15 protein-coding genes and 1 tRNA gene are annotated in these 20,047 nt (G+C 70.2%); 2 read left to right on the top strand and 14 right to left on the bottom strand.

Translation table 11 applies throughout. The annotated features are described in order from the left end of the window. The first annotated feature begins 63 nt into the window (after window positions 1-63). A tRNA-Arg gene (locus ABUE11_RS03650) sits at window positions 64-138 on the top strand. Between the two features lie 96 nt (window positions 139-234). Here the strand turns inward: ABUE11_RS03650 and ABUE11_RS03645 are convergent. The 7 genes from ABUE11_RS03645 to ABUE11_RS03615 all read right to left on the bottom strand — a co-directional run bounded on the left by ABUE11_RS03645 (window position 235) and on the right by ABUE11_RS03615 (window position 8,120). Further along, the gene (locus tag ABUE11_RS03645; protein WP_367067726.1) at window positions 235-852 is read right to left on the bottom strand and encodes a PEP-CTERM sorting domain-containing protein; all 618 of its coding nucleotides are present in this window, start codon (window positions 850-852) and stop codon (window positions 235-237) included. Window positions 853-1,043: 191 nt separating this feature from the next. After that, entirely contained in the window at window positions 1,044-2,438 is a 1,395-nt protein-coding gene (locus ABUE11_RS03640) for a phospholipase D-like domain-containing protein (protein WP_367067725.1), read from the bottom strand. Beyond that, window positions 2,435-3,820, bottom strand: coding sequence for an ATP-binding protein (locus ABUE11_RS03635; protein WP_367067724.1), 1,386 nt, complete (start codon window positions 3,818-3,820; stop codon window positions 2,435-2,437). The genes ABUE11_RS03640 and ABUE11_RS03635 overlap by 4 nt, the downstream gene beginning before the upstream one ends. Beyond that, the gene (locus ABUE11_RS03630; protein ID WP_367068736.1) at window positions 3,817-4,476 is read right to left on the bottom strand and encodes a response regulator transcription factor; all 660 of its coding nucleotides are present in this window, start codon (window positions 4,474-4,476) and stop codon (window positions 3,817-3,819) included. Before ABUE11_RS03630 ends, ABUE11_RS03635 begins: the two co-directional genes overlap by 4 nt. A 48-nt stretch (window positions 4,477-4,524) precedes the next feature. Further along, window positions 4,525-6,051, bottom strand: coding sequence for a DegQ family serine endoprotease (locus tag ABUE11_RS03625; RefSeq protein ID WP_367067723.1), 1,527 nt, complete (start codon window positions 6,049-6,051; stop codon window positions 4,525-4,527). A gap of 66 nt (window positions 6,052-6,117) precedes the next feature. Next, on the bottom strand, window positions 6,118-6,471 hold the full coding sequence (arsC, locus tag ABUE11_RS03620; RefSeq protein ID WP_367067722.1) for an arsenate reductase (glutaredoxin): 354 nt from the start codon (window positions 6,469-6,471) through the stop codon (window positions 6,118-6,120). A gap of 17 nt (window positions 6,472-6,488) precedes the next feature. Continuing rightward, window positions 6,489-8,120 carry an iron ABC transporter permease gene (locus tag ABUE11_RS03615; protein ID WP_367067721.1) on the bottom strand — a complete coding sequence of 544 codons (1,632 nt, stop codon included), beginning with the start codon at window positions 8,118-8,120 and terminating at the stop codon, window positions 6,489-6,491. A 105-nt stretch (window positions 8,121-8,225) separates the two neighbouring features. Between ABUE11_RS03615 and ABUE11_RS03610 the strand changes: the two genes are divergently transcribed. After that, on the top strand, window positions 8,226-9,290 hold the full coding sequence (locus tag ABUE11_RS03610) for an ABC transporter ATP-binding protein (RefSeq protein ID WP_367067720.1): 1,065 nt from the start codon (window positions 8,226-8,228) through the stop codon (window positions 9,288-9,290). 2 nt (window positions 9,291-9,292) lie between these two features. Here the strand turns inward: ABUE11_RS03610 and ABUE11_RS03605 are convergent, their stop codons facing one another. The 7 genes from ABUE11_RS03605 to ABUE11_RS03575 form a co-directional block, all read right to left on the bottom strand. Next, complete coding sequence (locus tag ABUE11_RS03605) at window positions 9,293-10,033, bottom strand: lysophospholipid acyltransferase family protein (RefSeq protein ID WP_367067719.1); 741 nt, start codon at window positions 10,031-10,033, stop codon at window positions 9,293-9,295. Between the two features lie 20 nt (window positions 10,034-10,053). Continuing rightward, window positions 10,054-11,349 (bottom strand): dihydroorotase, encoded by a 1,296-nt coding sequence (locus ABUE11_RS03600; protein WP_367067718.1) that lies wholly within the window; start codon window positions 11,347-11,349, stop codon window positions 10,054-10,056. 67 nt (window positions 11,350-11,416) lie between these two features. After that, complete coding sequence (locus ABUE11_RS03595; protein ID WP_367067717.1) at window positions 11,417-12,379, bottom strand: aspartate carbamoyltransferase catalytic subunit; 963 nt, start codon at window positions 12,377-12,379, stop codon at window positions 11,417-11,419. A gap of 2 nt (window positions 12,380-12,381) precedes the next feature. Beyond that, on the bottom strand, window positions 12,382-12,906 hold the full coding sequence (gene pyrR / locus ABUE11_RS03590) for a bifunctional pyr operon transcriptional regulator/uracil phosphoribosyltransferase PyrR (protein ID WP_367067716.1): 525 nt from the start codon (window positions 12,904-12,906) through the stop codon (window positions 12,382-12,384). Beyond that, window positions 12,903-13,322, bottom strand: a complete 420-nt coding sequence (ruvX, locus tag ABUE11_RS03585) for a Holliday junction resolvase RuvX (protein WP_367067715.1) — start codon at window positions 13,320-13,322, stop codon at window positions 12,903-12,905. Before ruvX ends, pyrR begins: the two co-directional genes overlap by 4 nt. Beyond that, window positions 13,319-13,930, bottom strand: a complete 612-nt coding sequence (locus tag ABUE11_RS03580) for a YqgE/AlgH family protein (protein WP_367067714.1) — start codon at window positions 13,928-13,930, stop codon at window positions 13,319-13,321. Before ABUE11_RS03580 ends, ruvX begins: the two co-directional genes overlap by 4 nt. A gap of 76 nt (window positions 13,931-14,006) precedes the next feature. Further along, window positions 14,007-20,000 carry an Hpt domain-containing protein gene (locus ABUE11_RS03575; RefSeq protein ID WP_367067713.1) on the bottom strand — a complete coding sequence of 1,998 codons (5,994 nt, stop codon included), beginning with the start codon at window positions 19,998-20,000 and terminating at the stop codon, window positions 14,007-14,009. Window positions 20,001-20,047 lie beyond the last annotated feature (47 nt).

Raw genomic sequence — 20,047 nt, 5'->3', positions numbered from 1 at the left:
GCAGGCAGCTATCAATTTGCGTGCGCAAGAACGGCGCCGCCAGGCCCTTACAATCTGGCCTCCCTCTCCGTAGTTCAATGGATAGAACGAGCGCCTCCTAAGCGCTAGATACAGGTTCGATTCCTGTCGGAGGGACCACATGGAAGGCCGCACGCCCGCAAGGACGTGCGGCCTTTTTTCATGTTCATGCGGCGTCCCGCCCGGCATCGCACGGACGGCCGCATGCCCGCCGTGTCAGCGCGCCCTGCGCCGCCGGGCGCCAAGCCATGCCAGCAGGCCCGCGCCCAACAAGGCCATCGCGCCGGGCTCCGGCACCTCGAACCACTCGCCAGTGAAGTGAAGCCGATGGCTAGGAATGCTGTCCGAGCCATAAAACCCGCTCCAGAGGCCCGCGCTGTTCGACAGCATGTCGACCTGATCAAGCGCGTTCAGTATGTACAGGCTGCCGAGCAGCGCCTGCAGAATGCCATCGAACGTCAGGCTCGCATCCACGCGGCAGAAGGCGCCAGCAGAGCCGTCGATGCACAGCCCGGCATCCATGTCCACCGTTGTCCCAACCCGGCCAAAGTTGCTGTGGTACAGGTTGGAATTGCTGTAAGTGGTCCAGTAGTCCGACGGTGAATACCAATGCGTCAGGACGCTGAGAGACCCCGCACCACCCGACAGCCCCACGCGCAGTCCATTGACATCGTCAAGGCCGAATGTCCCCCCGCAGGCAGGCCCTACCACCTCTCCCGTGTCAATGGTTCGGCACTCGGATGAGAGCGTCCTGAATTCATAGACCGCCGCAGACGACTGTCCGGGCAGAGCCGCGGCGGCAAGCACGGCGATGGTTGCAAGCGTTTTCTTCATATCTCCTCCAGACGCCAGCATCAAGGCCTGCCGACTTGGCCATGGACTGTTCATCGCGCCGCCGGGGCCGACACAATTGCAGCAATCTATCGATACCCCCGCAGCATTAGTAAAAAAACGGTTGGCAGATGCTAACAGCGAAGCGGCGACGGTTGAAGCGTCTGCACCCGCGCCCTGCATCGGGCACCGCGCTAGAGCTGAAAGCCCAGCGCCCGCACCACGCCCTCGACGATGTCGCGCAGCCACGACGGTCTGCGTGCGCGGTAAGGGTGCGCGCCGGCGATGAGGTGCGCGCACCATTGCGAGAGCCAGCGCAGTTCCTCGGCGCCATAAAACGCCGTCATGGCCTCGTAGTTCAGGAACAGGCTGCGCGCATCCAGATTGAGCGACCCCACCAGGGCCAGCTCGTCGTCGATGAGCACGGCCTTGGCATGCACCATGGCGGGCGCGAGCCAGATCTGTGCGCCCGCGGCGGCGAGCTCGCGCAGGGCGCGCTCGCGCGCGATGTCCGCCAGGCGGTGGTTGGAGCGCGCGGGCACCAGCAGGCTCACGTGCACGCCGCGGCGGCAGGCCAGGCTCCAGGCGTCGAGCAAGGCCTGGTCGGGCACGAAGTACGGCGTGACGGCCACGATGCGCCGCTGTGCATGGTAGGCCCCAGCCAGCAGCAGGGCATGGACGGTGTCGTCGGCATGGTCGGGGCCGCTGGGCAGCCACTGCGCGAGCGCGCCGCGCGCGGGCGGGTGCAGCTCCGGCATGCGATGGGGCCGGCGCGCCTTGCGCAGGGCCAGGCCCCGGGCCACGCGCCAGTCGGTGTTGAACTGGGCCTGGGCCTGGGCCGCGAGCGGCCCGTGCACCTCGTAGCTCAGGTCTGTCCAGGCGGGCTGGCCGGGCCGGTCCACGAAGTATTCGCTGGCCAGGTTGCGCCCGCCGCTCCACAGGCGCCGGCCATCGGCCAGGGCCAGCTTGCGGTGGTTGCGCAGATTGGTGCGGCCATGCAGCGGGTTATGCAGGAGCGGCATGAAGCGCCGCACCTGCACGCCCTGGCGCCTGAGGGTGCGCAGCATGCCGCCGGGCAGGCCCAGGCTGCCCACGGCGTCGACCAGCAGACGCACGCGCACGCCGCGCTGCACGCTCTGCGCCAGCGCCTGGGCGATCAGCTGGCCCGTGGCATCGTTGGCGAGCACGTAGGTGCAGACATCGAGCCGCTGGCGCGCCGCGGCGATGGTGGCCAAGAGCGACTGCAGCGACTCGGCCCCATCGGCATGCAGCAGCACGCGCGCATTGCGCACCGCGGGCGCCATCTCCAGGCCCGCGAGCAGCCGCGTGGCCCAGGCCGGCGCGCCATCGGGCAGCGGCGGGCCATGGACATGCGTTCGGCGCTCGGGCCGCGCAAACTTGCGCGTGCCAAAGAACAGGAACAGCGGCAGCGTCAGATAGGGAAAGGTGATCATGCCCAGCACCCAGGCCACGGCGGCCGAAGGGTGGCGCCGCTGCTGGCCCACGCGCGTGCCCAGCACATAGACCAGCAGGCCTGCGGCCACGAAGACCGTGTGGCCCAGGCCCGAGAGCAGGCTCACGCGGATCATGGGCGCGCACTCTCCCCGCCGGGCGTGGACCGCGCCAGGCTCACGCGCACGCGCAGCCCTCCGAGCCCGGGTGCGCTGCCGAGCACCAGCCGCGTGCCATGCATGCGCGCAATGCTCTCGGCAATCGCCAGGCCCAGGCCACTGCCGGTCACGGGCTGGCCCTCACCCGGCCGCTGCGCGCCGCGGTGAAAGCGCTGCAGCACGCGCTCGCGCTCCTCGGGCGCGATGCCCGGGCCGCTGTCGTCGACCTGCAGCGTGAGCTCTCCGGGCGTGGCCAGCAGCGCCACGTCCACCCTGCCGCCCTCGGGCGTGTACTTGATGGCGTTGTCCAGCAGGTTGCGCAGCAGGATGGCCAGCGCCTGCGCGTGACCGCTCACCCGGGCAGCATCGACCTCGGCGGAAAGCGGCGCAAGCCCCAGGTCCAGTCCGCGCTGCAGGGCCGCGGGCGCGGCCTCCTGCACGGCCTGGCGCAGCAGATCGGCCAGCACCAGCGGCTGCGCCGGCGCGCCCGAGGCCAGCTGCGCCTCCTGGCGCGCCAGGGCAAGCAGCTGCTCGACCAGGCGCGTCGCGCGGTCTATGCCGCCGGTGAGCCGCGCGATGGCGGTGGCACGGGCGTCGGCGTCGCCGGCACGCTGCAGGCCCTGTATCTGCAGCTTGAGCGCGGCCAGGGGCGAGCGCAGCTCGTGCGCTGCGTCGGCCACGAAATGCTGCTGCGCCTCGAAGGCCTGCTGCACGCGCGCCAGCAGCGCGTTGAATTCATGCACCATGGGCCGCAGCTCGCTGGGCAGGCCGGCCTCGCTCACGGGCACCAGGTCGTCCGGCCGGCGCGCGGCCAGCTGGCCGCGCACGCGCTCGACAGGGGCCAGCAGCCGGCCCACGGCCCACCACACGGCCAGCGCCAGCAGCGGCGCCATCACGGCCAGCGGCAGCAGCGAGCGCAGCGCCAGCGCCCGCGCCATGGCGCGGCGCGCGGCCATGTCCTGCGCCACCTGTATGACCTGCGAGCGCGTCTGCAGCGAGAACACGCGGTAGGTGATGCCGCGCGCCTGCACCTCGGTGAAGCCGAGCACGGCCTTCTGCGGCAGGGCCGCGCCCACGGCGGATTCGAAGATGCGCAGGCCCTCGTTGGTCCAGACCTGGACGATGAGCTCGTCGTTGCGGTATTCGGGCAGCGCGCTGCCGCTGGCCTTGGCGTCGGGCGGCAGGCCGGCGCGCAGCGCGTAGGCGGTCTGCTGCATCTGGTAGTCGAACAGCGCGTCGGCCTCCACCAGCGCGCTGCGGTAGGCCAGCACGCCCTGCACGGCTGCGGTGATGGCAATGGCCGCGAGCAGAAACACCAGCAGCCGCAGGCGCAGCGAGCCGGGTCGGGCGAGCAGGCTCATGACTTCGGCACCATGTAGCCCAGGCCACGCACGTTGAGTATGAGCTGCGCCCCGAGCTTCTTGCGCAGGCCGTGGATGTAGACCTCGACGGCGTTGCTGCTGACCTCATCGCCCCAGCCGTAGAGCTTGTCCTCGAGCTGCTGGCGCGACAGCACCATGCCGGGGCGCGCGAGCAGCGCCTCGAGCACCGCCCATTCGCGCGCCGACAGCTGTACCGGCCGGCCCTGCACCGTGGCCTCGCGCGTGCCGGGGTCGAGCGTCACGCCCTGGTGCTCGTACACGGGCTCGGCGCGCCCGGCCGCGCGCCGCAACAGCGCGCGTATGCGCGCCAGCAGCTCGTCCATGTCATAGGGCTTGAGCACATAGTCGTCGGCGCCCGCGTCCAGGCCCTCGACGCGCTGGGCCACGCCGTCGCGGGCCGTGGCGATTAGCACCGGCGTGCGGTCCTTGCGCGCGCGCAGGCCGCGCAGCACCTGCAGGCCGTCGCGGCGCGGCAGGCCCAGGTCCAGCAGCACCAGGTCGTAGGGCTGGGTGGCCAGGGCGGCCTCGGCCATGTCACCGTCGGTGGCCCAGTCGACGGCGTAATGCTCGGCGCGCAACAGGTCGCGCACGGCCTCGCCGATCATGATGTCGTCCTCAACAAGCAGCAGGCGCATGGATGGCAGCATAAGCCAATCCATGCGCCCGCCGCGAGCTCCGCGCCCTTAGCCCAGGCGTACCGGCACGAAGATCTGGTTGCCGTCGCGCTCGATCAGGAGCGCCACCGACTTGCCCGCATGGGCCATGGCCGCGCGCACCTGTTCCACGCCCGTGACCGGCGTGCCATTGATGGCCAGCAGCACGTCGCCGCCCTGCACGCCGGCCACGGCGGCCGGGCCGCGTGCGTCCTCGATCATCAGGCCCTGACCCTGCGCCACGCCGGCGGCGCGCGCCTCGTCGGGCTGCAGCGGGCGCAGCATCAGGCCGAGCTGGCCCTTGCCCACGGCCTCGTCGCCGCGTGCCACCTTGGCTGACTTGTCGTTGGCATTGCCCAGCGTGGCGGCCAGGGTCTCGCTGCGGCCGTGGCGCCAGACCTCGAGCTGTACCTTCTCGCCCGGCGACTGCTGGCCGACGAAGGCCGGCAGGTCGCCCGAGGCGACGATGCCCTGGCCGTTGATCTTGAGGATCACGTCGCCCACCTTCAGGCCCGCCTTGTCGGCCGGGCCGCCCTCATCGACATGGGCCACCAGCGCGCCCTCGGGGCGCGGCAGCTTGAACGAGTCGGCGAAGGCCTGATTCACCTCCTGCACCGCCACGCCCAGGCGCGCATGCTGCACCTGGCCGGTGGCGACGATCTGCTGCTCCACGCGCGTCGCCACCTCGATGGGGATGGCGAACGACAGGCCCTGGAAGCCCCCCGAGCGGCTGTAGATCTGCGAGTTGATGCCCACCACCTCGCCCGCGGCGTTGAACAGCGGGCCGCCGGAGTTGCCGGGGTTCACGGCCGCATCGGTCTGGATAAAGGGCACGAAGCTGTCATCGGGCAGCGTGCGGCCCTTGGCGCTCACGACGCCCGCGGTCACGGTGTTCTCGAAGCCGAAGGGCGAGCCGATCGCCAGCACCCAGTCGCCCACCTTGAGGCTGTTGGAGTTGCCGAGCTTGACGGTGGGCAGGTTCTTGGCGTCGATCTTGAGCACGGCGATGTCCGTCTTCGGGTCCATGCCCAGCACCTTGGCGCGGAACTCGCGCCGGTCGGTGAGCTTGACGGTGACATCGCTCGCGCCCTTGACCACATGGGCGTTGGTCAACACGATGCCGTTCGGGTCGATGATGAAGCCCGAACCCTCGCCGCGCACGGGCACGGCGTGGCGGCCCTGCGGCCCCATGTCCGGCATGGGGATGCCGAAGCGGCGGAAGAACTCGTAGAACGGGTCGTTCGGATCCATACCCTGCGGGCCGCGCTGGCGCGCCGCGGGGCTGTTGTCGCCCTCGTCGTCCGAGACATTGCGCATGCCGCTGACGCTGATGTTGACCACCGCCGGGCCATAGCGCTGCGTGATGGCCGAGAAATCGGGCAATGCCGCGGCCGGGCCGGCCACGGCGGGCGCCACGGCCGTGGCCACCGGTGTGGCCAACTGCGCCTGCGCCCGCGCCTCGTGCGATGTGATCAGGCCCGCGCCCGTGGCGCCCAGGGCGCCCGCGGCCACCAGGGCCAGAACGAGACGGCGGGGAGTGGTGAGTAGCGTATTCATGGTCTGCCTTTCCATAGCATGTAGTGCCGATGGAAGGCAGTGTGAAAGCGCTGACTTAGGCGAGGCTTAAGGAATCAAATCCAGCACCAGCTCGGGCGGCCGGCACAGGCGCGCGCCCTTGGGCGTGACGACGATGGGGCGGTTGAGCAGCACCGGGTGCGCGGCCACGGCGGCGATGAGCTGCTGCTCGCTCAGGCTGGAGTCGCCCAGGTTGAGTTCCTGGTAGACGGCCTCCTTGCTGCGCAGCAGCTCGCGCACGGGCACGGCCAGGCGCGCCACCAAGGCCGTGAGCTCGGCCTCATCCAGGGGGTGCTTGATGTAGTCGACGATGTGGGGCTCGATGCCGCGCGCGCGCAGCAGCTCGAGCGCGCCGCGCGAATTGCTGCAGCGCGCGTTGTGGTAGATGGTGATGTCGCTCATGCGCGCCAGTGTAGGGCTCAGCGCGAGGCCCCACGCAGCGTACGGCTGAGCAGGATGACCGGCACCAGGCCCACGGCCACCAGCGCCAGCGAGGGCAGCGCGGCCTCGCCCAGGCGCTCGTCGCGCGCGAGCTGGTAGGCCACGACGGCGAGCGTGTCGCTGTCAAACGGCCGCAGCACGATGGTGGCCGGCAGCTCCTTCATCACGTCCACGAACACCAGCAACGCGGCCGCGGCCGTGGAGCGCCTGAGCAGCGGCCAGTGCACGCGCGCCAGCAGCCCCATGCCGCCCACGCCGAGCATGCGCGCCGAATCGTCCAGACTGACCGGCACGCGCGCATAGCCGCTTTGCACCGACTGCAGCGCCACGGCGCAAAAGCGCACCAGATAGGCCCAGACGATGCCCACTGCCGTGGTGGTCACGAGGGCGCTCACGCCCGAGTCGGGCGCCGCCGCCTGCAGCCAGCCCACGGGCAGCAGCAGGCCGACGACGATGACCGCGCCCGGCACGGCGTAGCCCAGGCTCACAAGCTGCACCACGGCCCGCGTGGCCGCGCCCGCGCGGCGGCGCACGGCAAAGGCCAGGGCCAGCGCAATGCCCACGGCCAGCACGGCGGTGATGGCGCCCAGGCGCACGCTGTTGCCGGCCCATTGCACGAAATGGCCCCAGGGCAGCACGGACCAGTCCGCCGCGAGCGGCCTGAGCATGAACAGCACGGGCGCCACAAAGCCCATGAGCACGGGCAGCACGCAGACCAGCCAGGCGGCCACAGCGCGCAGGCCGCAGAGCGCGACGGGCCGCGCCTCCGCCGAGCCCGCGCGGCCCACGCCGCCCGTGGCAAAGCGCATGCGCCGCTGGGCGCGCAGCTCCAGCTGCAGCAAAAGCAGCACCAGGGCCAGCAGGAACGTGGCCAGTTGCGCCGCGGCCAGGCGGTCGTCCATGGACAGCCAGGCCTTGTAGATGCCGGTGGTAAAGGTCTGAATGCCGAAGTAGGACGCCACGCCGAAGTCGGCCAGCGTCTCCATCAGCACCAGGGCCACGCCCGCGGCCACGGCCGGGCGCGCCAGCGGCAGGGCCACGGCGCGCAGGCGCCGCGCGGGCGAGGCGCCGAGCAGGCGCGCGGCCTCCATCAGGTGCGCGGCGCGCTCGCCCAGCGCCGTGCGCGCCAACAGGTAGACATAGGGGTAGAGCGAGAAGATGAACACCCAGATGGCGCCGCCGAGGCTGCGCACCTCGGGCAGCAGGCGCCCCTCCAGGCCGAAGCTCTCGCGCAGCCAGACCTGCAGCGGGCCGCTGAACTGCAGAAAGTCGGTATAGGCATAGGCCGTCACATAGGCCGGCATGGCCAGGGGCAGCAGCAGCAGCCATTCGAGCTGGCGCCGCCCCCAGAAGTCGAACAGCGTGACCGCCGCCGCGCTGGCCGTGCCCACCACGGCCGCGCCCAGCGAGACGAACAGGCCCAGCCACAGCGTGGTCCACAGATAGTCGGGCAGCACGGTGGCCGCCATCTCGCGCAGGATGGCGCCCGACTGCGCACCATCCTGCCCCCAGGGCAGCCAGGCGCCAAGCACGGCGAGCACGGGCAGGGCCAGGAGCAGGGCAAGAAGAACGGGGGCGATGGAGCGCAGGGCGCGCGAAATGGGTGGCAAGAGACGGCCCGGGGCGGTATGCGGTGGCGAGACAACGCGCATGACACAGGGCGCGCGCGATGCAAATGGGAACGATTCTACGCAACTGGCTTCTACAATCGCCCGATGTTTCTAGAAGTCTCCCAGCTCGACGTGCGCTACGGCGGCCGCCAGAGCCCCGCCGTGCATGGCGTGACCCTGGGCCTGGCCGCGGGCGAGATCGGCGTGCTCATCGGCCCCTCGGGCTGCGGCAAGACCACCCTGCTGCGCGCCGTCGCGGGGCTGGAACCCGTGGCCGCCGGCAGCATCAGGCTGGGCGGCGAGCTCGTGGACACGCCCGAGCGCAGCATGGCGCCCGAGCAGCGGCGCATCGGCATGGTGTTCCAGGACTACGCGCTGTTTCCGCACCTCACGGTGGGGCGCAACGTGGCCTTCGGCATCCACGCCCTGCCGCGCGGCGAGCAGCAGCAGCGCGTGCGCGAGGCGCTGGAGCTCGTGGGCCTTGCGGGCAGCGAGTCACGCTACCCGCACGAGCTCTCGGGCGGTCAGCAGCAGCGCGTGGCGCTGGCGCGCGCGCTGGCGCCGCGGCCACGGCTGATGCTGCTCGACGAGCCCTTCTCCAACCTCGACGTGGATCTGCGCGAGCGCCTCGCGCACGAGGTGCGCGCCATCCTCAAGACCGCGGGCGCCACGGCGCTGTTCGTCACGCACGACCAGCTCGAGGCCTTTGCCATCGGCGACCGCATCGGCGTGCTCGAGCATGGCCGGCTGCACCAGTGGGACGACGCCTACGCGCTCTACCACCGCCCGGCCACGCGCTTCGTGGCCGACTTCATCGGCCACGGCGTGTTCGCCCCGGCACAGCTCGTGCAGCAGGGCAGCCATGTGGTGGCGCGCACGGCGCTCGGCGACCTCACGGACGTCGACGGCTGCCCCCTGCCCTCGCGCTACCCTGGAGGCGAATGCGACATCCTTCTGCGTGCCGACGACGTGGTACACGACGACACGGCACCAGTGCAGGCGCGCATTGTGCGCAAGGCGTTCAGGGGATCGGAGTTCCTCTACACATTGGAGCTGGCCAGCGGCCTGACCGTGCTCGCCCATGTGCCCAGCCACCACGATCACGGGCTGGGCGAGTGGATCGGCATTCGCGCGCAGGTTGATCACGTCGTGACCTTCCCACGCGGCTGAACTCAGCCCCGCCTCAGCGCGTCCACGGCCGAATGCAGCGCATCGGCAAAGGCGCGTCGGTCGCGCCCCTGGGCGTGCTCGGGCGTGCCGAAGTGCACCACGGCCGTGATGCCCGGCACCGACAGCGTGCGCCAGACGGAGCCGAGCAGGGTTTCGTCGCCGACGAAGCTCGGGGCAAAGCTGGTCGCGCCGCTGCTGCTCTCGACAAAGCGCAGGCCCACGGGCTGCACGGAGGCGTCGGCCTCCAGCGCCGCCTGCAGCAGATTGGCATGAAAGGGCAGCAGCCGGCGTCCGTCGCCCGTCGTGCCCTCGGGAAAGACCGCCAGCACCTCGCCGGCGCGCAGCGCGTCGCGCATGCTCAGCACCATGCGCAGCGCGTCACGGCGCGATGCGCGCTCGATGTAGAGCGTGCCCGCGGCCGTGGCCAGCGTGCCGACGATGGGCCAGCCCTGCACGTCGGACTTGCTGATGAAGCGGCAGTAGCGCGCCGCATGCAGCACGGGAATGTCGAGCCAGGAGATATGGTTGGCCACGATCAGCACCGGCCCGGTCTGGGCCGGGCGGCCGCGCACCTCCAGCCGCACCCCGGCGCAGGCCAGCAGGCCCAGCGACCAGGCCTGCACGCGCGCCTGCTGCTGATCGGGCGAGAGGCGCGGAAAGCGCAGCGCCACGACCCACAGGCCAAGCACGATGTGCAGCAGCAGGCGCAGCACGCGCCAGCAGGCGCGCAGGGTACGCGGCATGCGATGAAGAAGTAAGGCGCTCAGCCGCGCTCGAAGGCCAGATGACCGCCGACCAGCGTGCAGCGCACGCGGCCCGGCAGCTCGTAGCCGGAGAACGGCGTGTGCTTGCCCTGGCTGACGAGGGCGTCGGCCTGCACGGTCCAGCGCGCCTCGGGGTCGAACACGCACAGGTCGGCCACGCCGCCCACGGCGATGCGGCCGACGCTGGCCTGCAGCGTGCCCAGGGCGCCGCCGAGCACGCGCGCGGGCTCGCTGGTCACTGTGGCGAGCGCGCGCGCCAGCGGCACACCGCCATCACGCGACCATTTGAGGGCGATGGACAGCAGCAGCTCCAGGCCCGTGGCGCCGGGCTCGGCCTCGGCAAAGGGCATGGCCTTGGCGTCCTCGTCCACGGGGTTGTGGTCGGAGACCAGCGCGTCGATGGTGCCGTCCCTGAGGGCCGCGGCCAGCGCGTCGCGGTCGCGTTGCTGGCGCAGCGGCGGCACGAGGCGCGCGCGGCTGTCGAAGTAGCCGATGTCCAGGTCGGTGAGCAGCAGGGAATTGATGCTCACGTCGCAGGTCACGGCCAGGCCCGCGGCCTTGGCCTGACGCACCAGATCCACGCCCGCGCTGCTCGACAGCCGGCACAGGTGCACGCGTGCGCCCGTGGTCTTCTGCAGCTCGAAGATGGTGTAGAGCGCAATGGTCTCGGCGGCCACTGGCACGCCCGACAGGCCCATGCGCGTGGCCAGCGGCCCGCTGGCGGCCACGCCACGGCCCAGGTAGAGCTCCTGCGGGCGCAGCCACACGGTGTAGCCGTAGGTGGCGGCGTATTGCAGCGCGCGCTGCAGCACCTGGGTGCTGGCCAGCGCCACGTCGGCCTGGCCAAAGCCCACGCAGCCGGACTCGGTGAGCTCGGCCATCTCGGTCAGCACCTCGCCGGCCAGGCCGCGCGTGAGCGCGCCCAGCGGGAACAATCGCGCCTGGTGCAGCTTCTCGGCGCGGAACTTGAGCATCTCGACCAGGCCGGGCTCGTCGAGCACGGGGTCCGTGTCGGGCGGGCAGACCAGGCTGGTCACGCCGCCGGCCACGGCCGCCGCCATCTCGGACTCGAGCATGCGCTCATGCTCGTGGCCGGGCTCGCGCAGGCGCGCCGACAGGTCCACCAGGCCCGGCAGCACCAGGCAGCCGGCGGCGTCGATCACGCGGTTGGGGGCGAAGTCGGCGGGCGCGCCATCCACGGCGATGATGCGGCCGGCCGCCAGGGCCAGGTTGCAGACCTTGTCGAGCCCGCTGGCGGGGTCGATGACGCGGCCGTTCTGGATGAGTATCTTCATGGTTTCAAGCCAAATATGCCTCTGGCGCCCGTCCATCAAGCGCAAGCAGCTATCAATTCAATAGTATTCAACCCTCGTTGCCGGCGACGATGGACATCACCGCCATGCGCACCGCGATGCCGAAGGTGACCTGCGACAGGATCACGGCCTGCGGGCCGTCGACCACGGCGGAGGCGATCTCCACGCCACGGTTGATGGGGCCGGGGTGCATGACGATGGCGTCGGGTTTGGCAAGCTGCAGCTTCTCGGGCGTGAGGCCGAAGCTCTTGAAGTATTCCTGGCTCGAGGGCAGCAGCGCGCCGCTCATGCGCTCGTTCTGCAGGCGCAGCATGATGACCACGTCGCAGTCCTTGATGCCCTCCTCGAGGTTGTGGAACACGCGCACGCCCATCTGCGAAAGGTCGGACGGCACCAGGGTACGCGGGCCCACCACGCGCACCTCGGCCGCGCCCAGCGTGGTCAGCGCGTGGATGTCCGAGCGCGCCACGCGCGAGTGCAGCACGTCGCCGACGATGGCCACCGTGAGGTTGGAGAAGTCCTTCTTGTAGTGGCGGATGGTGTACATGTCCAGCAGCCCCTGCGTGGGGTGGGCGTGGCGCCCGTCGCCGGCATTGACCACGTGCACATGCGGGCCCACATGCTGGGCGATGAGATAGGGCGCGCCCGATTCGCTGTGGCGCACGACGAAGATGTCGGCCGCCATGGCCGTGAGGTTGTCTATGGTGTCGAGCAGCGTTTCGCCCTTGGACGTGGAGCTGCGCGCAATGTCCAGAGTGAACACATCGGCCGACAGGCGCTTGGCCGCAATATCGAAGGTGGTGCGCGTGCGCGTGCTGTTCTCGAAGAACAGGTTGAACACGCTCTTGCCGCGCAAGAGGGGCACCTTCTTGACCTCGCGGTCGTTGACGCTGGTGAAGTTGGCGGCCGTGTCCAGGATATGCGTGAGGATCTCCCGGGGCAGGCCCTCCAGCGACAGCAGGTGGATCAGCTCGCCGTTCTTGTTGAGTTGGGGATTGCGCTTGTACAGCACCGTCAGACCTCTTTGACGTCGAAATGGAAAGTGCCGTCGGCGGCACGCGCCAGCGACAGCGATTGCGTGGCCGGCAGGCTCACGCGCGCGGCGGCGAACTCGGCCGCCACGGGCAGCTGGCGCCCGCCGCGGTCGACCAGCACCGCCAGGCGCACGCTGGCCGGGCGGCCGTAGTCGAACAGCTCGTTGAGCACGGCGCGTATGGTGCGGCCGGTGTAGAGCACGTCGTCGAGCAGCAGGATGTCGGCCCCGTTCACGTCGAACGGCAGCGCCGTCTGCGCGCTGGAAGCCAGGCCGCGCTGGGCAAAGTCGTCGCGGTGCAGGCTGGACGAGAGCACGCCCGCCGCGCCCGGCAGCCCCAGGTCCTTCTGCAGGCGCTCGGCCAGCCAGGCGCCGCCCGAGGCGACGCCCGCCAGATGGGTGTGCGCGCCGCGCAGCGCACGCACGCCGCGCAGCAGTTCGGCGTAGAGCGCCTCGGCATCCAGCGTCAGCTGGCCGCCGCCGGACGGGGAAATGCTTGAAGTCATGACAGATTCCTCAAAAACTGTTCCAGGATGATGCAGGCGCTGGCCGCATCGGCGTCGGTCGCGCCCGCGGCCAGGGCCTCGGTGGTGCTGTAGCGCTCGTCCACCTCGAACACCTGCAGGCCAAAGCGCCCGCGCAGCTGGCGCGCAAACTTCTGCGCGCGGGCCGTGTTCTCGTGCGGCGCGCCGTCGGGGTGGCGCGGCACGCCGACGACCAGCGCGTCGGGCTGCCACTCGCGTATGCGCTCGGCCACCTGGGCAAAGCGCGCATCGCCCTCGGCGCGTATCGTGCCCTGGGGCGTGGCCGTGCGCAGCAGCCGCGTGCCCACGGCCACGCCCGTGCGTTTGAGACCGTAGTCGAAAGCCAGAAAGGATTGGAAATGGGCAGGGACGACGGCCGTGGCAGGGTCGCCGCTCATGCGTGCCCCGCGTCGCGCGACAGCATCCACGACTGCAGGCCCAGCAGGCCCAGGGCGCGCTCGTAGCGCTCCTCCACGGGCGTGTCGAAGATGATCTCGGCGTTCGCGTCCACCGTGAGCCAGCTGTTCTCGGCCAGCTCCGATTCGAGCTGCCCCTCGCCCCAGGCCGAATAGCCCAGCGTGACCAGCACGCGCCGCGGGCCCGCGCCATGCGACAGCGCTTCGAGCACGTCCTTGGAGGTGGTCATCTCCAGGCCGCCGGGAATGCGCATGGTGGAGGCATAGGGCGGCTCGTCCTCGGCGTCGTCATCGCTGCCCGATGGGCTGCTCATGGGGTCGTGCAGCACAAAGCCGCGCTCGGTCTGCACCGGGCCGCCCAGGAACACCGGCTGGCGCGTGAGGTCCGCGCGTCCCAGGGTCAGATCGACCTTCTCGAACAGGCCCTCGAGGCTGATGTCCGTGGGCTTGTTGATGATCAGGCCCAGGGCGCCGCGCTCGCTGTGCTCGCACAGGTAGACCACGGTGCGCGCAAACGACGCATCCTCCATGCCCGGCATGGCAATGAGGAAATGGTGCGTCAGATTCATGGGCGCGGAAGTGGCGGGCATGGGCCGATTTTAGGTCAACCCAGCCGCGCCGGCGCCCGCGCACCGGCCGGTGCCGGCCGGGTGGCGCGGCCGCGGGTCAGGCCTCGGCCTCTGCCGTCACCTGCGCATAGTGGCGCACCAGACTCAGCAGTTCCTCGTCCGCATAGGGCTTGCCCAGATAGTGGTTCACACCGAGTTCCTGCGCATGGTCGCGGTGCTTCTGCGCGATGCGCGAGGTGATCATGATGATGGGCAGATCCTGCAGCGCCGCATCACCGCGGATGTTGCGCGCCAGATCGAAGCCATCCATACGGGGCATCTCGATGTCGGACAGCACCACCGCGGGCCGCTCCTGCTGCAGCCGCGCCAGGGCCTGCAGCCCATCGGCCGCCAGGGCCACGCGGTAGCCTTCGCGCTGCAGCAGGCGCTGCGTGACGCGGCGCACGGTGATGGAATCGTCCACCACAAGGATCAGGGGCACCTGATCTGCGGCGGAGTCGGCGACCAGGTCCACCTCGCCGCCCGCCGGCAGGGTCACGACCGTGCCCATCTCCTGCGTCGCAGGCGGCTGCGTCGCGGCGCGGGCCTGCTCCCCATACACGGTGGCCAGGGCGACGGGGTTGTAGATCAGCACCACGGCGCCCGAGGCCAGGACCGACATGCCGGCGACGCCCGGCAGGCGCGAGAGCTGCGGCCCGAGGTTCTTGACCACCACCTCCTGGTTGCCCAACACCTCGTCCACATGCAGGGCGATGCGCTGTGCGGCGCTGCGCAGCACGACCACGGGCCTGGACTTTCCTGCGGCCTCGGTGCTGCGCGGCGCGACCTGCAGCAAGGCGCCGGCCCAATAGAAGGGCAGCTCATCCGCTCCCTCGGCAAACACCTGGCTCGCATAGGCCGCCTCGATGTCCGAGGCGCGGGCGCGGCGCACGATCTCGACGAGATTGGCGGGAACGCCCAGGGTCAGTCGGCCGGCGCGCAGCATGACCACCTGCGTCACCGCCGTGGTCAACGGCAGCACCATGCAGAACGATGTCCCCTGCCCGGCCGTGGTCTGTGTCTCTATGCGTCCGCCCAGGGCGCTGATCTCGGAGCGCACCACATCCATGCCGATGCCGCGGCCCGACAGCTCCGTCACCTCGCTGGCCGTGGAGAAACCGGGCCTGAAGATCAGCTGGGCCGCCTGCGCAGGCGTGAGCACCTCGTCCGGCGCCACCAGCCCCTGGGACACGGCCTTGGCGCGGATGCGATCGAGGTCCAGACCGGCGCCATCGTCGCGGAATTCGATGGACACGTCGTTGCCTTCGTGGCGCAGCGCAATGGTGATGCTGCCGACGGCCGGCTTGCCGGCGGCCAGGCGCTGCTCCGCACCCTCGATGCCATGGCCCGCGCAGTTGCGCAGCAGATGCTCGAACGCCGGCGTCATGCGGTCGAGCACGCCGCGGTCGATCTCGATGGAGCCGCCCGAGATATCGAGCTTGATCTGCTTGCCCGTGTCCTTGGATGCCTGGCGCACCACGGCATACAAGCGCTCGGCAATGCTTTCGAACTCCACCATCCGCGTGCGCAGCAGGTCCCGCTGCAGCTCGCGCGCCTGGCGCCCCTGGGCAACCAGGTCGTCCTCGGAGCCCTCGAGCATGCGCTGCAGGTTGCGCTGCACCGTGGCGACGTCGTTGACCGACTCGGCCATCATGCGCGTGAGCTCCTGCACACGCGTGAAGCGGTCGAACTCCAGCGGGTCGAACCCCGCCGCCGAATCCTTGGAGAATGCCAGACGCGACTGCATCTGCGACTCTGCCTGGACCTCGATGTCCCGCAGTTGCTGGCGCAGGCGCTCGAGGTTGCCCGTGAGGTCATTAAGCGACAGGCGCATCTGCCCGATGCGCGCCTCCAGGCGGGAACGGGCGATCATCACCTCACCCGCCTGATTCACCAGGCGATCGAGCAGCTGGGCGCGCACGCGCACCACCTGGCCCGCGGCCACGCGCGACGATTGCGCGGCAGCCGCCGGCGTGCGCCAGGAAAGCGGCATGGCGACCGGCGCCGCCGCCGCAGGCTGGGCAACTTCTGCCGCGGGCGCGGCAGAAGGTGCGGAATCGGCCACCGGCGCAGGCGCGCCCCCCGCGTCCGCTTCCGGCGCAGCGACGACGACCGCCTCGGTCAGGGGTTGGGCTCCTATGGAACGCAGGACCTCGAAGTCGGCCTGCAAGACGTCCAGTCCGACGAGCAGGGGGTCTATGTCCGCCGTCGTGACACCCTCGTCGCCAACGCGTTCGATGGCCGTCTCCAGACGGTGCGCCATCTCGCCCAGGCGCATGGCACCGGCGAGGCGGGCGCTGCCCTTGAGGGTGTGCAGTGCGCGCAGCAGCTCGTTGCGTGCGCTCAGGTTGTCCGGGCGAGCCGCCCATTGCCGCAATGCCCCGCCCAGCGCGGGAAGCAGCTCCGCCGCCTCCTCCTCGAAGATGGGGAAGAGATCGGGATCGATGACATCGAGCACGTCGATGTCTTCGTCAATCCCTTCCGCGGCCGCAACGGCGCGGGCGATGGCATCGTCGATCCTGCGTTCACGCTCCTCGCGCGCCTGCAGATCGCCATCATGCGCATCCATTTCGGCGCCGCCGCCCCCAAGCGCGGCCGACCACGGGCTCGCCGTGTCAAGGTCCTGCGCCGTGACCACGCCATCGTCGACGATGGGCGCCATCGCATGCATGGTGTTCAGCGGGGCCGCGCCGCTGCTGACCTCGGTCTGCAGCACGGCATCGAGACGCTCGCGAACCGCGGAACCGGGAGTCTTGAGGAAGCCCGCGGCGAACTGGTGCAACAGGCGCCGGATTTCATCGGCCGCGGCATTGAAGGCCTGCGCATGCTCCGGCTGGCCGGACGGCAGCAGCTGCACATGCTGCAGTGCATGTTCGAGCTGGCGCGCCAGATCCGACAGGTCGGCAAAGCCCACGGTCGCTGAGCTGCCCGCCAGCGCGTGAGCCAGCACGACGGAAGACTCCGGCAGGGGCCGGTGCAGTTCGAGCGCCCATTCCTGCAGCTCCGTCACAAGGCGACGCGACCATTCGTCCGCCTCGTTGAGGTAGACGTTGTACAGCGGTATGGGGATGCGCAGATGCCCTATGACCTTGACGGCCTCGTCCATCGCGGCGAGCAGATCTTCCTGCGATCCTTGCGGCGCATCCTCGACGGGATCGGCGTCGGAAGGTTCGACCTCTCCCACCGGCTCCTCGTGCAGCGGCTCGGCGTCGGCGATATCCGGGACCGTTGCGGGCTCCACCCATTCGGCCAGCGGCTCGGCCAACAGGGGTACTTCATCCGCCACGTTTTCGGCGGCGTGCGTGGCGGGCTCAGCAACGGCTGGTGCCTGCGCCACCTGCTCGAAGAAGGAAAAGTCCAGCTCGTCCACGCTGATGGACTCGGGCTCTGCGACGGCCTCGGGCAGCATCTCCGAGCCATCGGCGCCACGCACATCGATGCAGGTGTCGGCAAAGTCCGGCTGCGGCTCTTCCTCTTCGATCTGCAGCGCCTGGCCCATGGCATCGAGGTCCGGGTGAGAGGACTCCTCACGCTCCCCTGCAAGATCCTCCGCCAATGCCACCTCCGGGGCCTGCGGGACATGAATGACCTCGGAGGGCTCCAGCGGCTGCGCCACAGGATCCGGCTCCTGCCCGGTCATGAGAATGGGCAGCAGAGCACCCTCCTCCCGCATGGCGGTCGCGGCTAGCACGAAGGCCTGGGCCTGCCAGCGCGGCGCCGCTCCGGCCTCGATGTCGTCGGCCCAGCCCGCAAAGGCCTGCAAGGCCTGTCCCGACAGTTCCAGCAGCGAAGCGGGCATGGGCTTTTGCTCGGCCAGCCATGCGTTGAGCGTCTGCTCCATGGACCATGCGGCCTCGCCGTACTCGCCAAGGCCCACCATTCGGGAGCTGCCTTTGAGCGTATGGAAGGCGCGTCGCAGCGTGGTCTGCTCGCTCAAGTCCTCCGGCGCGGCGTGCAGTGCATCGATGGCCGCCAGGCCCGTGGCAACGACCTCGCGGGCCTCCTCCAGGAAGACCGAGCGCAGATCGTCGTCATCCTCGGGCTCTGGCGCCGCAACGACGGCCGCCTCGCGCGGCGGCGGCTCCGGGGCGGCCGCGGGCAGGATCTCCGGCGCCGCCTCGGTGCCATCCGTCGCATCGTCGGGCATCTCGGTGGCGACAGGTGCCACGGGCTCCTCACTGGTGACGGTGGCGGCAGGCGCGACGGCAACAACAGGCGCCGCATGCACGACTGCCTCGGCAGCCGCCGATACCTGCTCGGGTTCGCTGCGACCCGGCCGCTGTGCATCGACACGACCCATGAGGACACGCAGCTCACCGCGCTCCCTGTCGAATACGAACAGCTTGCGCGCCATGGCACGCTGATAGCTCAGCATATCGATGAGAAAACCCAGCGCACCGATGCTGTTGCCCAGCTTTTCGAACACCTGCTGACGGTCTTCGGGGGCGACTTCGCCCATCAAGAGGCGCTCGACCATGTCGCGCATGTGCACCACGGCCTGCGCGGCCTGATCCAGACCCAGCACCGACAACACGCCGCGCATCTGTTGCAGGGCGCCCGGGACGGGGCGCAGCAGCTCCAGATCCTGCGGATTGCGGAAGAACTGGTCCATGGCCTTTTCCGCCTCGGCCATGGTGGCGTGCAGCTCACCCACCACGCTGCCCATGGTCTGGTGATCGCTGACACGACGGTACAGATCCTCCATCCAGCCCTCGAGCGGCTGCGACTCACCGCCCGCGAGCACGCCATAGAGGCGCTGTGCAAGCGAGGCGGCGCGCTGCGCCATGTCCTGCGCGGAGGCATCGAGCTCTTCGAACGCAGCCTGCAGGTAGAGGACCGACGTTGCGACCTCCATGGCCAGTGCCGCCGAGGGCGGCTCGCCGCTGCGCTGCGTGGCGTCCACGGCGCGCATCAACGCCTGGGCGAGGTCCTCGCTCTCGGGATGAAGCTTGCGAAGCGAATCGCACACCAGGCTGAACTGGTCGACCGCTGGCTTGAGCTTGTTGCGGTCGCCGCCCGCCAGGCTCGACCAGGTCTCGGCCGCCGCCGCGATGCGCTTGCGCGCCTGAGCGAGAAGCGTCGGGTCGAACAGGCCAAAGCGTGTCTGCTCATAGTCCACCGGCCTGTGCCGCCCCAGGGCATAGGCCTCGCGCACGGCCTGCAGCGCGGGCGCGGCGCCCGCCTCGGGCGTTGCCTGGGCACAGAAGAAAAGCAGATCCTGGACCAGCCGCTCGGCAATCGCGGCGTCCCCCTTGGCGAGGGTCGCATACTGCATGAGCACACGCGACGCAACGCGCTTGGCGTAGAGGTCCGGCTTGAGCGCCTGCAGCGACAGCGCCTCGAAGAAGCCCGCGCACACGGCCCAGAAGGAGCGCACCTCGGGCGCGGACTGCGCGGCCGCAAACCCCATGCTGATGGCCTGCATGTCCCGCGCGGCCTGCGGATCGGTGCTCTTGACGATGCGCAGCACGGCATTGTCCAGCCGCGCACGCGCCTCGGGACCATAGGACAGCGGCGCCGCGGCCGCCGGCAGCAAGGGCACGAACTGGCGCGGCGGCATGGCCCAGAGATCGGCCGGGTGCACACGGTCCACGCCCGCGAGCGCCTGGACGTCGCGGTACTGCGGAAACAGCGCCACGGAGGACAGCTGCTTGCCGGCGAGCATGCATTCGAGGAAATCGATCAGCGCAAAGCTGGCCCGCTCGATGGCGCGCGCCGCATCGTCGCTGCACAACTCCGGCCGCTGCACAAACCGCTGCACGGCCGCCTCCATTGAGCGCAGCACCTGCGCCGGCGCGGGCAGCCCGACCATCTCCAGGACACCGCCTGCCTGGTGCAGATGCTGGCGCGCGATGCGCAGGCCTGCGGCGTCGAGAGCGGCCAGATCCGACTGGTGCGCGATCTCGGCATCGCGCACGAACCGGCGCATGGACTTGACGGCGCCATCCAGGGACTTGCGCAGCTCATCGAGCACCCATGCCAATGGCCCGAGGTCTTGTTCGGCCTCAGCCCAATCGGTGCCCGGTACGGTTGTGGCATCAGCAGTTGACATGGATTCGTCCCCGGCGACTGGCGAGCCAGTGCGTTGTAAATTGAACT

The organism is Oryzisolibacter sp. LB2S, from assembly GCF_040732315.1.
Classification (GTDB): Bacteria; Pseudomonadota; Gammaproteobacteria; order Burkholderiales; family Burkholderiaceae_C; genus Alicycliphilus; species Alicycliphilus soli.
The sequence above is the reverse complement of the archived record's forward strand: the minus strand, read 5'-3'. Positions and strand labels throughout refer to the sequence as shown.